At 65.7% G+C, this 11,587-nt stretch carries 13 protein-coding genes; 5 read left to right on the top strand and 8 right to left on the bottom strand.

Features of this window, described 5'->3' with window-relative positions:
- The first annotated feature begins 75 nt into the window (after window positions 1-75).
- Window positions 76-372 carry an ArsR/SmtB family transcription factor gene (locus QUG03_RS16390; protein ID WP_019100570.1) on the top strand — a complete coding sequence of 99 codons (297 nt, stop codon included), beginning with the start codon at window positions 76-78 and terminating at the stop codon, window positions 370-372.
- A 125-nt stretch (window positions 373-497) separates the two neighbouring features.
- On the opposite strand, the gene QUG03_RS16385 is transcribed toward QUG03_RS16390, so the two are convergent.
- The 3 genes from QUG03_RS16385 to QUG03_RS16375 form a co-directional block, all read right to left on the bottom strand.
- A complete protein-coding gene (locus QUG03_RS16385; protein WP_199225815.1) occupies window positions 498-728 on the bottom strand; it encodes a hypothetical protein in 231 nt (76 codons plus the stop codon).
- Between the two features lie 149 nt (window positions 729-877).
- A complete protein-coding gene (gene ubiA, locus QUG03_RS16380) occupies window positions 878-1,750 on the bottom strand; it encodes a 4-hydroxybenzoate octaprenyltransferase (RefSeq protein ID WP_235087302.1) in 873 nt (290 codons plus the stop codon).
- Complete coding sequence (locus QUG03_RS16375) at window positions 1,747-2,274, bottom strand: chorismate--pyruvate lyase family protein (protein WP_227104441.1); 528 nt, start codon at window positions 2,272-2,274, stop codon at window positions 1,747-1,749. The genes ubiA and QUG03_RS16375 overlap by 4 nt, the downstream gene beginning before the upstream one ends.
- 133 nt (window positions 2,275-2,407) lie before the next feature.
- On the opposite strand from QUG03_RS16375, the gene QUG03_RS16370 reads away from it, so the two are divergent.
- From QUG03_RS16370 to QUG03_RS16360, 3 genes are all read left to right on the top strand, one after another.
- Entirely contained in the window at window positions 2,408-2,764 is a 357-nt protein-coding gene (locus tag QUG03_RS16370; RefSeq protein ID WP_486635641.1) for a CidA/LrgA family protein, read from the top strand.
- Entirely contained in the window at window positions 2,757-3,473 is a 717-nt protein-coding gene (locus QUG03_RS16365) for an LrgB family protein (protein WP_235087306.1), read from the top strand. Before QUG03_RS16370 ends, QUG03_RS16365 begins: the two co-directional genes overlap by 8 nt.
- A gap of 111 nt (window positions 3,474-3,584) precedes the next feature.
- Window positions 3,585-4,043, top strand: coding sequence for a SixA phosphatase family protein (locus tag QUG03_RS16360; protein ID WP_107798500.1), 459 nt, complete (start codon window positions 3,585-3,587; stop codon window positions 4,041-4,043).
- A gap of 64 nt (window positions 4,044-4,107) precedes the next feature.
- Here the strand turns inward: QUG03_RS16360 and metE are convergent, their stop codons facing one another.
- Window positions 4,108-6,399, bottom strand: coding sequence for a 5-methyltetrahydropteroyltriglutamate--homocysteine S-methyltransferase (gene metE / locus QUG03_RS16355; protein ID WP_500820407.1), 2,292 nt, complete (start codon window positions 6,397-6,399; stop codon window positions 4,108-4,110).
- A gap of 92 nt (window positions 6,400-6,491) precedes the next feature.
- On the opposite strand from metE, the gene QUG03_RS16350 reads away from it, so the two are divergent.
- A complete protein-coding gene (locus QUG03_RS16350) occupies window positions 6,492-7,424 on the top strand; it encodes a LysR family transcriptional regulator (RefSeq protein WP_199225816.1) in 933 nt (310 codons plus the stop codon).
- A 114-nt stretch (window positions 7,425-7,538) separates the two neighbouring features.
- Here QUG03_RS16350 and QUG03_RS16345 read toward each other — a convergent pair whose 3' ends face one another.
- The 4 genes from QUG03_RS16345 to QUG03_RS16330 form a co-directional block, all read right to left on the bottom strand.
- Entirely contained in the window at window positions 7,539-8,279 is a 741-nt protein-coding gene (locus tag QUG03_RS16345; RefSeq protein WP_500820406.1) for a substrate-binding periplasmic protein, read from the bottom strand.
- A gap of 29 nt (window positions 8,280-8,308) precedes the next feature.
- Complete coding sequence (gene ntrC / locus QUG03_RS16340) at window positions 8,309-9,766, bottom strand: nitrogen regulation protein NR(I) (RefSeq protein ID WP_107801688.1); 1,458 nt, start codon at window positions 9,764-9,766, stop codon at window positions 8,309-8,311.
- 72 nt (window positions 9,767-9,838) lie between these two features.
- A complete protein-coding gene (glnL, locus tag QUG03_RS16335) occupies window positions 9,839-10,891 on the bottom strand; it encodes a nitrogen regulation protein NR(II) (protein ID WP_500820405.1) in 1,053 nt (350 codons plus the stop codon).
- A 122-nt stretch (window positions 10,892-11,013) separates the two neighbouring features.
- Window positions 11,014-11,496 carry a DUF4124 domain-containing protein gene (locus QUG03_RS16330; RefSeq protein ID WP_107798504.1) on the bottom strand — a complete coding sequence of 161 codons (483 nt, stop codon included), beginning with the start codon at window positions 11,494-11,496 and terminating at the stop codon, window positions 11,014-11,016.
- Window positions 11,497-11,587 lie beyond the last annotated feature (91 nt).

Genomic DNA, 11,587 nt, shown 5'->3' with positions numbered 1-11,587 from the left:
CTTGATGGTATTGGATTTAGTGTAGTATTGTACCGCAGTCAGACTAAATAAAATGACTCTACAGGGAGAGAAGCCTTGCTGTTCAACGATGACCAGATCGAGCAGACCTCGAGGGCGATGAAGGCCATGTCGCACCCGCTGCGTTTGAAGATCATATCGGTGCTGGAAGACCAGGAAGTGAGCGTGCAGGATATAGTCGAGCAGGTGGGCACGTCGCAGAGCAATATTTCTCAGCATTTGGCCATTATGCGCGACAAGGGCGTGTTGCGCACGCGTAAGGACGCCAACCGCGTTTATTACCGCGTCGGCGACATCCGCACGCTGGAAGTCTTGAAGATGATGCGCGAGGTGTTCTGTGGCTTCGGCGAATAATTCTCCGCCCGGCTGACGCCCGCCGCCGGCCTCCGGCCGGCCTTTGATCGTACCCGGATATGAAAACGCCGCGGCGCATGGCGAGCCGCGGCGTTTTTGCGTCGGGCCCTCGGCCCGGCGATCAATTACTTGGCGGCGGAAGCCGCTTTGTGTTCAGCTTTCTTTCCCGAATGCTTGTGGCCGGATTTCTTGTGGTGCGCGGCGCCCGAAGCATGCTTCTTGTGGTGCTTTTTGCCGGCCTGCTTGTGTTCGGCCTTATGCTCCATTTTCTTTTCGGCGGCGGGCGCGGACGCCGGGGAGGCGGCCAGGGCGCTAGTGGCGAAAGCAGCGGCGATCAGAGCGGAAATCAGTTTCATGATATGTCCTTTCTTGTGTGAAGCCGGTGGTGCATGTCGGCTGCAATTCCAAATGGGTGGAATATGCCTTCTCTGGGATTGAACCCTTCTCGAAAAGTTCACAGGAATTCACAAAGTATCGCTGCGCCGCAAAATGATGACATTGGGTTTTACGGCAACCAGTAGCTGAGCGCCACGCCGACGAGGATGGCCGCGCCTACGCGATTATTGTCGAGAAAGGCTTTGAAGCAGGCGGCGCGGTCGCGTTCCCTGATGTCCTGATATTGCTTGGCCATCAAGACGACGGCCACGAGCAAGGACAGGTAAAAAGGCCAGGCCAGCGCCAGATGCAGGCCGATACCGGCCATCAGCGCGAGGAAGACGGCGTGGAACAGCATGATGGCCAGCACGTCGTAGTCGCCGAAGGTGATCGCCGAGGTCTTGATGCCGATCTTGAGATCGTCCGGCTTGTCGCTGATCGCGTAGGCGGTGTCGTAAGCCAGCGTCCAGCTGGCGTTGGCCAGCAAGAGCAGCCAGGCCAGCGCCGGCACCTCGCCGGTCTGGGCGGCGAAGGCCATCGGGATGCCGAAGGAGAAGGCCAGGCCCAGATAGGCTTGCGGCACCGGGAAGAAGCGCTTGGTGAACGGATAGCTGGCGGCGATGAACAGCGCCGGCACGCTCAAGAGCAGGGTCAGGCCGTTCAGCGGCAGGATCAGCAGCAGCGACAGCAAGGCCAGACCTGCTGCCAGCAGCAAGGCCTCCTTCTTGCCGACCGCGCCGCGGGCGAACGGCCGTTGCCGGGTGCGCGCCACGTGGCCGTCGAAGTCGCGATCCGCGTAGTCGTTGATCACGCAGCCGGCCGAGCGCATCAGAAAGGTGCCGACGACGAAGATCAGCACGATCAGCGGGTCGGGCCGGCCCTGGCCGGCGATCAGCAGCGCCCACAGCGTAGGCCACAGCAGCAGGAAAGTGCCGATGGGCTTGTCCATGCGCATCAGTTGCATGTAAACCGTCAAACGTTCATTGAGGCGGGTGGCGTTCATCGCAGGAAATTCTCCAGCTCCGGCAAAAAGAGTTCGCAAACCAGCAAGGGCGCCTGCCGCAGCAGAAAGCGGCAGCGCCGCGCCGGGTAGCTGGCGTGCGGGCTGAGTCGGGCCGCCGGCGCGAACAGCGGATGATCGGCGGCGATGAGGCGGTAGCGCAGCGGGTCGCGGAGCAAATCGGGCAGACCGCCGAACAATGTCAGACCCAGCGAGCGGCTGCCGCGGTCTAGAATGGGCTGCCAGGCCGCGCAGTCCAGACGGGTGACGCTGCGGGCGAACACCACCGGGGTGTCGTCCAGAGTCAGCGCCACCTCGCGGGCCTGCAGCGGCGCGCCGGCGGCCAGGCCGAGCGGCTGCGCCTCGTCTTCCAGGCAGGCGTCGGGGCCTTGCCGCAGCACGCGCACGGCGAAGCGGCGGCCGGTGCTTTGCAGCCGTTCGGTCAGCGAGCCGGCTTCGGTGAGACAGGATTGCGCGGCGGCGGACAGCGCCGGCGGTTCCGGCAGCCAGATTGGGGGATTGGGCATGGCGCGCATTATGCCAAAGCCGGCGGGGGCTTGTCCCGCCCCTTCTGCGACGCGACGCGCGCCCATCTGTCTATCCCCAAGCGCAAGCCGGCGGATTATCATGTCGTCATCAAGGGGAAGGAGGAATGATCGCATGATGGAGACTGCGCTGTGGCTGCTGGGCTATCAATTGGCGGGGGAGGTCTTGTCGCGCGGTTTGGGCGTGCCGGTGCCGGGACCGGTTCTGGGCATGCTGCTGCTGTTCGTCACCTTGTGCGCGCGCCGCGGGGCGCCGGCGACGCTGCAGACCCATGCGCCGCGTTTTCTGGCGCATATGTCCTTGCTGTTCATCCCGGCCGGCGGCGCGGTGCTGGCGTATCAGGCCTTGCTGGCCGATTACGGTGCGCGCCTGGCGGCGGTGCTGGTCTTGTCGACCTTGATCACCTTGCTGGTGCCGGGGCTGGCCTTGCATTGGATGCTGGCGCGGCGGCGAGGAGGCGGGCATGACTAGCGTCGGCGTATTGTCCGCGCTGAGGGAGTCGCCGCTGACCGGGGTGTTCATCACGCTGCTGGCTTACCGGCTGGCCTTGGGGTTTAATCGCCGTTGCCGCGGCCATCCGCTGTCCAACCCGGTCTTGATCGGGGTGTTGCTGGTGCTGGGCTGGCTATTGCTGACGCGCACCGATTACCGGCAGTACATGCAGGGCGCGCAGTGGATACAGATGTTGCTGGGGCCGGCGACGGTGGCTTTGGCGGTGCCCTTGTACGGCAATCTGAGCCGGCTCAAGCGCGCGGCCGGGCCGCTGGCGCTGAGCATCGCCTTGGGCGGCGTCACCGGCGTCGTCAGCGCCGTGGGCCTGGGCTGGCTGTTCGGCTTGCCGCGCGAGGTTTTGCTGTCGCTGAGCACGCGGGCGGCGACCACGCCGATCGCGATGAGCGTGTCGCAAAGCATAGGCGGGGTGCCGGAGTTGGCGGCGATGTGCGTGATCCTGTCCGGCGTTTTCGGCGCGGTGGCGGCGCGGCCCTTGTTCAACGGTCTGCGCCTGCGCGACGATATGGCGCTGGGCGTGGCCGCCGGCATTTCCGCGCACGGGATTGGAACGGCGCGGGTGTTTCAGCTGTCGGAGACTGCGGGCGCCTTCGCCGGCCTGGCGATGGGCTTGAACGGGGTGCTCACCGCCTTGTTGGTGCCCTTGCTGCTGGCGCTGTTCCCGTTGTAGCGCGCCGGCGGTTTTCATTTCGCAGTCGCGCCAAGCCGCGCATCCCGCCCTGGGCGGGTGCCCGACTTGGCTCGCTTGCGCCGAATTAAAAATATTTGACGAGGGGTGTGTATGGATTTGATTTTGTGGCGCCACGCCGAGGCCGAGGACGGCTCCGATGATCTGGCTCGCGCGCTGACGCGGCGCGGACAGCAGCAGGCCAGCCAGATGGCGTCCTGGCTGCGGGTGCGCCTGCCGCGCGATTATCTGCTGCTGGCCTCGGAGGCCAAGCGTTCGCAGCAGACGGCGGCCTTGCTGGCGAAAAGCTTTCAGACCTTGCCGGCGCTGAACCCGACGGCGTCGCCGGAGGAGGTGCTGGAGGCGATAGGCTGGCCGGAGACGGACCGCACCGTGGTGCTGGTCGGCCATCAGCCCTATATCGGCTGGCTGGCGTCCAGCCTGTTGTCCGAGCAGCAGCAGTTGTGGAGCGTGAAGAAGGGCTCGATCTGGTGGTTGAGCCACCGCGAGCGCCACGGCATAGAGCAGACGCGTTTGAAGGCGATGATGACGCCGGGCATGTTGCAGCCTTGAGTCGGAACGAAAAAAGGCCCCTCGATCGAGGGGCCTTTTCTATTGTGCCGACAGATTGAACGCTTCAAACGACGGCGTCGGCCTCCTGCGCCAGACGCCGGCGCAGCGTCTTGCTGACCTTGACCATGCTGGAGAGCGCGGCCTCCACCTCCGGCCAGCCGCGGGTTTTCAGGCCGCAGTCGGGGTTGACCCACAGTTTTTCCGGCTCGATCACCTGTAGCGCCTTTTCCAGCAGCTGCTGGATTTCCGCTTCCGGCGGCACCCGCGGGCTGTGGATGTCGTAGACGCCGGGGCCGATGGCGTTGGGATAGCGGAAGTGGCCGAAGTCCTGCAACAGCTCCATGTCCGAACGCGAGGTTTCGATGGTGATCACATCGGCGTCCAGCGCGGCGATGGCCGGCAGGATGTCGCCGAACTCCGAATAGCACATATGGGTGTGGATCTGGGTGGCGTCGGCCACGCCGTGGCAAGACAGCCGGAACGCCTCGCCGGCCCAATCCAGATAGGCGGCGCGGTCGGCGCGCTTCAGCGGCAGGCCTTCGCGGATGGCCGGTTCGTCGATCTGGATCACGCGGATGCCGGCGGTCTCCAGGTCGCGCACCTCGTCGTTCAGCGCCAGGGCGATCTGGCGGCAGACTTCGCCGCGCGGCAGGTCGTCGCGGACAAAGCTCCATTGCAGGATGGTGACCGGGCCGGTCAGCATGCCCTTGACCGGACGCGGGGTCAGGCTTTGCGCGTACTCCGCCCATTCCACGGTCATTGCTTGCGGCCGCGCCACGTCGCCGAACAAAATGGGCGGCTTCACGCAGCGGCTGCCGTAGCTTTGCACCCAGCCGCCCGCTGTGAACACGAAGCCGGACAATTGCTCGCCGAAGTACTCCACCATATCGTTGCGTTCGGCCTCGCCGTGCACCAGCACGTCGATGTCCAAAGCCTCCTGACGGCGGATCGCCAGCTCGATTTCCTGCCGCATCGCCTGGCGGTAGGCGTCGGCGGACAGCTCGCCGCGTTTGAAGGCGGCGCGAGCGCCGCGGATGGAGGCCGTCTGCGGGAAGGAACCTATGGTGGTGGTGGGCAGCAGCGGCAGCTTGAGCCAGGCTTGCTGCGCGGCGGCGCGCGCCGGATAGGCGCTGTGGCGGCGGTCGGCGTCGGCCGGCAGCGTGGCCAGGCGCTGTTGGACTTCGGGGCGGTGGATCAGCGGGCTGGCGGCGCGCTGCTGACGGGCGTAGTCGCTGCCGGCCAATTCATTGGCGATGGCTTCGCGGCCTTGCTCCACGCCGCGTTTCAGCACTTTCAGCTCATTGAGTTTTTGCACCGCGAAGGCGAGCCAGGTTTTGACGTCGACGTCGAGCTGGGTTTCCGCGGCCAGGTCGAAGGGCGCGTGCAGCAGCGAGCAGCTGGGGGCGATCCACAGACGCTCGCCCAGATCGGCGGCCAAGGGTTGCAGGCTGGCCAGCACGCGGGACAGATCGGCGCGCCAGATATTGCGTCCGTCGATGACGCCGGCGGACAGCACCTTGTCCTGCGGCCAGCCGTCGGCGAAGGCCGCCAGTTGCAGCGGCGCGCGCACCAGGTCCAGGTGCAGGCCGGCCACCGGCAAGCGTTGCAGCAACTCGGCGTGTTCGGCGACGCTGCCGAAGTAAGTCGCCAGCAGCAGGTTCAAGGAACCGTCCTGCAATTGCCGGTAGGCGGGTTCGAAGGCGGCCAGCCATTCCGGCGGCAGGTCCAGCGCCAGGATGGGCTCGTCGATCTGCACCCATTCCACCTTGGCCGCCGCCAGCGCGGCCAGCACGTCGCGATAAGCCTGCAGCAGGGCGGGCAGCAAGGACAGCCTGTCCAGGCCGGCGTGCTTGGCCTTGCCCAGCCACAGCAGCGACAGCGGTCCCAGCAGCACCGGCTTGGCGCGCAGGCCCAGGGCCTGGGCTTCGCGCACTTGCGCCAGCAGGCGCTCCGGCTGCGCCTGGAAGGCGGTGTCCTCATGCCATTCCGGCACCAGGTAGTGGTAGTTGGTGTCGAACCATTTGGTCATTTCCAGCGCTGGCTGGCCGGCGTTGCCGCGCGCCAGTTGGAAATATTGCTCGGTGCTCAGCCGGGCGGCGTCGAAGCTGAAGCGCGGCGGAATAGCTCCCACCAACAGCTGTGCGTCCAGCACGTGGTCGTACAGGGAGAAGTCGCCGACCGGGGACAGTTCCACGCCGGCGCCTTTTTGCAGCAGCCAGTGGCGCTGGCGCAGTTCGCGCGCGCCGCTTAGCAGCGCGGCTTCGTCGATTTCGTTTTTCCAGTAGTTTTCCAGCAGGGTCTTCAGTTCGCGCTTGGCGCCGATGCGGGGAAAGCCGAGCAGGTGCAGGGTGGTCATGGCGGACTCCTTGGTTCGTGATGTCCCTAGCATTGCGCAAGCTGTTGTATGATACAAACTCATTATTTTGCCAGTTAACATGAAATGAATTCATGATGAGCTTTTTGGAGATCCGACATCTGCGCACCCTGCTGGCGCTGGCCGAAACCGGCAGCGTGTCTTTGGCGGCCAGCCGCCTGTTCCTGACCCAGTCCGCGCTCTCGCACCAGTTGAAACAATTGGAGCAGGGCTATGGCATGAGCTTGTTCGAGCGCAAGACCCAGCCGTTGCGCTTCACCGCCGCCGGCGAGCGGCTGCTGGCGCTGGCGCACGACCTGAACGCCCGGGTGGCGTCGGCGGAGCGCGATCTGGCGCGGCTGCGCCAGGGGGAGGCCGGCGAGTTGCGGGTGGCGGTGGAGTGCCATACCTGCTTCGATTGGCTGATGCCGGCGATGGACGCATTCCGCCAGCATTGGCCGGGCGTTGAACTGGACATCGTGTCCGGCTTCCACACCGATCCGGTCAGCCTGCTGTTGAGCCATCGCGCCGATCTGGCCATCGTGTCGGAGGCGGAGCCGCAGGCCGGCGTCGATTACCAGCCGCTGTTCGCTTATGAGATGGTGGGCATCGTGGCGCGGGATCACCCGCTGGCGAACAAGCGCTGCTGGCTGGCGGAGGACTTCGCCGGGGAAACGCTGATCCATTACCCGGTGCCGGACGAGATGCTGGATCTGGTGCGCAAGGTTTTGCGTCCGGCGGGCGTCAACCCGGCGCGGCGCAGCAGCGAGCTGACCATCGCCATCATCCAGCTGGTGGCCAGCCGCCGCGGGGTGGCGGCCTTGCCCTACTGGGCGGTCAAGCCCTATCTGGAGCGCGGCTACGTGGTGGCGCGGCCGATAGGCGAGAGCGGTTTGAGCAGCGAGTTGTACGCGGCGGTGCGCAGCGACGACGGCGGCCTCGCCTATATGCAGGATTTTCTGGTCACGGTGAGAGAGCAGAGCTTCGCCACCTTGCCGGGGCTGACGCCGCTGGGCGCGGCCGCCTGACTGGGAAGCGGTTTACGATCGGCTGCGCGCCGTCTGCGACATGCTCATGCGCCACGAGTAGATTCCGCTTTCTCCGCTGGTCTCGCCCTTGCTCAAGAGACTGTGAACCGGCTCTTAGGGCAGGTCCAATTGCCGGCGCAGCGACGGCAATTGATTCCAGACGCAGCGCATGCGTTCCGGATGCGCCTGGCCGTAAGCCTTGCCGAACACCAGATAGCTGTTTTCGGTCTTCAGCGGCGGCAGCAGCTTTTTCATGCGCAGCTGCGGGTGTTGCGCCAGGTAAGCGTCGCCGCCGGGTTCGTGCATGGCGAAGGCGGCGATGCGGCCCGCCTGCAGCTTGGCGAAATTTTCTTCCAGATCGGCGCCGGCCTCGGTGGGAATCCGGCGGGCTTTCAATACGCGGATGACCGACCAGCCGCGATTGACGCCGACGCTGTCGTCCTCGGGCAGGTCCAGCCGGTGGCCGTCCCAACGCAGTGTTGAAGCTTGCGGAACGTAGAGCACGTAGGACAGCGCGGTCAGCCTCAGCCGGCTGTCCGCCAGCTCGCCGCGCATCGGATAGAGCATCTGCTTGGCGCGGTCAGTCTGGAAGGAGAGCATGGCGGCGGCGTCGGCCTGGTTCAGCGCCAGGCTGCGCAGCAGGCGTCGCGCCGGCAGCTGTCGGAACTGGGCGTGCAGGCCGCAGTGTTCCGCCGCTTGCCGGGCGAGGTCGATGACGGGGCCGGACAGTTGCGAGGAGGTCTGTTGGATGAAGGGCGCCGGTTCGGCGCTGCCGACGACGATGCGTAGGACGGGAGCGGCGTGGACCCACCCGCCGGCCAGCAGGGTGAGCAGCGCCAGCGCGGATTTGGACATGGGCGGGTCCTTGCGGAATGATCATGGATTCATTTTATGAGCCCGAGATCGGCCTTGTCATGGCTTTCATCGGCATGGGCTTCCAAACCCAGTTCCTGGATCTTGCGGGTCAGGGTGTTGCGGCCCCAGCCCAGCAGGTGGGCGGCCTCCACTTTGCGGCCGCCGGTATGGGTCAGGCCGCTGCGGATGCAGCTGGTTTCGAAGCGCCGGGTCAGCTCGTCGATGATGCCGGCCTCGCCGGCGCGCAGGCGGCGGCTGACCTCTTCGGCCAGCAGCTGCGGCCAGTCAAGCTGTCCCGCTTCCGCGCCGCCGGCATGGCGCGCGCCGGCGGCCGGGTCGCGCAGTTCCTGCGGCAGATCGGCCACTTCCACGGTCTGGCCGGGCGCCATCACGCTGATCCACTGGCACAGGTTTTCCAGTTCGCGCACATTGCCGGAGAACAGGCTGTGCTTGACCACGTCCATGGCGGCGTCGCTGAGCCGCTTGGGTTCCACGCCCAGCTGGGTGGCGCTCTTGGCCAGGAAGTGGCGGGCCAGCAGCGGGATGTCCTCGCGCCGTTCGCGCAGCGGCGGCAGCCGCAGGCGGATTACGTTCAGGCGGTGGTAGAGGTCTTCGCGGAACTGGCCGTCGCGCACGCGCTGTTCCAGGTTTTGATGCGTGGCGGCGATGACGCGGACATTGGCCTTGATCGGGGTGTGGCCGCCGACGCGGTAGAAGTGCCCGTCGGACAGCACGCGCAGCAGCCGGGTTTGCAGCTCGGTGGGCATGTCGCCGATCTCGTCCAGGAACAGCGTGCCGCCCTCGGCCTCCTCGAAGCGGCCGCGACGGGTGGCTTGCGCACCGGTGAACGCGCCTTTTTCATGGCCGAACAGTTCCGACTCCAGCAAGTCCTTGGGAATGGCGGCGGTGTTCAGCGCGATGAAGGGTTTGCCCGCGCGCACCGAGTGGCGGTGCAGGGCCTCGGCCACGCGCTCCTTGCCGGTGCCGGATTCGCCGGTGATCAGCACGGTGACGTTGGATTGGGACAGCCGGCCGATGGCGCGGAACACGTCCTGCATCGCCGGCGCCTGGCCCAGCAGCACCGGCATCGCTTCCGGATGATCGCTGACCGCGATGTCCGGCCGGCTTTCCGCCAGCGCGCGCTCGATCAGCAGCACCGCCTGATCGACGTCGAAGGGTTTGGGCAGGTATTCGAAGGCGCCGCCCTGGAAGGCCGCCACCGCGGAATCCAGATCGGAGTGCGCGGTCATGATGATGACGGGCAGCGTCGGGTGCTCGGACTTGACCTTGGACAGGAATTTCAGCCCGTCGGTGCCCGGCATGCGGATGTCCGAAATGATGACTTGCGGGGCGCGGTCGTAGAGCGCGTTCAGCGCGTCGTCGGCGCTGGCGAAGCTGTCGAAGCCGATGCCGGCGCGCCCCAGCGCCTTTTCCAGCACCCAGCGTATCGCCTTGTCGTCGTCAATAATCCATACCGCTTGGTTCATCGCGAAATCCTTGTGCTCGGCGCCGCCGGCGTGAGCGGGCGGCGGCAATGTGTTTGGGGTGGACGGGTCCGCTCAATCCGTGGCGAAAGGCAAGGTCACGGTGAAGCAGGTCTGTCCCGGCCGGGAGTCGAATTCGATATTGCCGCCGTGCTGGTGGACGAAGGCCTGGGCCAGGGTCAGCCCCAGGCCGGTGCCTTCGGCGCGGCCGGTGACCAGCGGGTAGAAAATATGGTCCTTGATCTCGTCGGGGATGCCGGGACCGTCGTCGATGATCTGCAATTTCAATGCCAGGGTGTGGCGCTTGCGCGCCAGCGTCACCTGGCGCGCCACCCGGGTGCGCAGAATCAATTGGCCGCGGCCCTTCATCGCCTGAACGGCGTTCTTGACGATGTTGAGCGCCACCTGGATCAGCTGTTCCTTGTCGGCCACCAGCTGGGGCAGGCTGGTGTCGTAGTCGCGGCGAATCTGCAGGCCCTGCGGATATTCGGCCAGCGCGATGCTGCGCACGCGTTCCAGCACTTCGTGGATATTGATCTCGCCGCGCACATGGCTGCGGTGCGGCGCCAGCAGCCGGTCGACCAGCGATTGCAGCCGCAGCGCCTCCTCCTTGATCACCGCGGTGTATTCCTTCAGCTCCGGGCGGTCCAGCAACTCGTGCTCCAGCAATTGCGCCGCGCCGCGGATGCCGCCCAGCGGGTTCTTGATCTCATGGGCCAAGTTGCGGATCAGCTCCCGATTGGCCTGGTGTTGCAGCAGCAGCCGTTCCTCGTTGGCGATCTTCAACTGCTGATCCAGCGGCCGCAGTTCGATCAGCGCCAGTCCGCCGTCCGCGTCCACCGGCGCCACCGACAGCGCGATGTGCAGCGCCTGCTCGCTGTGCTGCGGGATCAGTTCCAGATCGTGCTCGATGAAGCTGGCGTTGTGGCGCAGCGCGGTGGACAGCGCCTGGCGCAGCGCCGGGCAGGGCTGGAACAGATCGAACAGGCTGTGGCGGCGCAGCTCGCGGCAGCCCAACGCCAGCAGGTTCTCGCATGCGGGATTGACGAAATGCAGCGCGCCGTCGGCGTCGACGATCAGCACGGGGGTGTCCAGCAGTTCTAGTCCGGCAAAGCTGGTCGGCGGCATGGTGCGGTGTGTCCTGTAGGCTGAGGCGGAGGGCTTGCGCAGGCTGAGCAAAATTCGGGCCATGCCCGCGCGCCCGGGAATGGCCCATTTCTTTTCAGTATGCACCATGATGGTGCGTCAAACTAGTTCTGCCCCAGCTCGCGGCGCAAGGCTTCCACGTTTTTCTGGCGGTCGGTGACTTCGTCCTGCAGCTTCTGCACCCGGTTCAGGTATTTCTGGTAATTGCGGGTTTCGTCGCCGTTGCGCGTGGCCTTGCCGTCGGTCAGCGCCTTTTCCGCCTCGCTCAGCGCTTTTTGCTCATTGGCCAGCTCCTGCTCCAGGATCTTGCGGCGGCCGTTGTCGCGCTGCTTCTGGGTGCCGGGGTCGACGCTGGGGTAGCTGCCGGAGGGCTTGGCGTCTCCGTTGCCGCCGCTGCTGTTGGCGGGGGAGGCGCTTTTCTTGTGCTGGCTGGGATAGGAGGAGAGCGGGTTGAGCCGGATCGCCTGCGCGCCGCGTATCGGCACATTGGTGAAAGTGACGTTGCCGTCTTTGTCCACGTACTTGTAAACGGTGGCGTGAGCGGAGGCGCTCAGCAACAGCAAGAGACAAAGCGATAGAGTTTTCATGGGCGGCGTGTCGAGTTCCGGGTTTCAGCTCTGCAATGATATGCAAATCCGCCGGACAAGTCATATATGAAAACGGCAGCCCGGAGGCTGC

Source organism: Chromobacterium sp. CCUG 30098 (assembly GCF_059916605.1).
This window is presented reverse-complemented; position numbering and strand designations above follow the sequence as displayed.

Bases quoted from the DNA above. Each gene is read 5' to 3' on its own strand.
- QUG03_RS16385 (WP_199225815.1), bottom strand. From the start codon at position 728: ATGAAACTGATTTCCGCTCTGATCGCCGCTGCTTTCGCCACTAGCGCC.
- ubiA (WP_235087302.1), bottom strand. From the start codon at position 1,750: ATGAACGCCACCCGCCTCAATGAACGTTTGACGGTTTACATGCAACTG.
- QUG03_RS16375 (WP_227104441.1), bottom strand. From the start codon at position 2,274: ATGCCCAATCCCCCAATCTGGCTGCCGGAACCGCCGGCGCTGTCCGCC.
- QUG03_RS16370 (WP_486635641.1), top strand. From the start codon at position 2,408: ATGATGGAGACTGCGCTGTGGCTGCTGGGCTATCAATTGGCGGGGGAG.
- QUG03_RS16365 (WP_235087306.1), top strand. From the start codon at position 2,757: ATGACTAGCGTCGGCGTATTGTCCGCGCTGAGGGAGTCGCCGCTGACC.
- QUG03_RS16360 (WP_107798500.1), top strand. From the start codon at position 3,585: ATGGATTTGATTTTGTGGCGCCACGCCGAGGCCGAGGACGGCTCCGAT.
- metE (WP_500820407.1), bottom strand. From the start codon at position 6,399: ATGACCACCCTGCACCTGCTCGGCTTTCCCCGCATCGGCGCCAAGCGC.
- QUG03_RS16350 (WP_199225816.1), top strand. From the start codon at position 6,492: ATGATGAGCTTTTTGGAGATCCGACATCTGCGCACCCTGCTGGCGCTG.
- QUG03_RS16345 (WP_500820406.1), bottom strand. From the start codon at position 8,279: ATGTCCAAATCCGCGCTGGCGCTGCTCACCCTGCTGGCCGGCGGGTGG.
- ntrC (WP_107801688.1), bottom strand. From the start codon at position 9,766: ATGAACCAAGCGGTATGGATTATTGACGACGACAAGGCGATACGCTGG.
- glnL (WP_500820405.1), bottom strand. From the start codon at position 10,891: ATGCCGCCGACCAGCTTTGCCGGACTAGAACTGCTGGACACCCCCGTG.
- QUG03_RS16330 (WP_107798504.1), bottom strand. From the start codon at position 11,496: ATGAAAACTCTATCGCTTTGTCTCTTGCTGTTGCTGAGCGCCTCCGCT.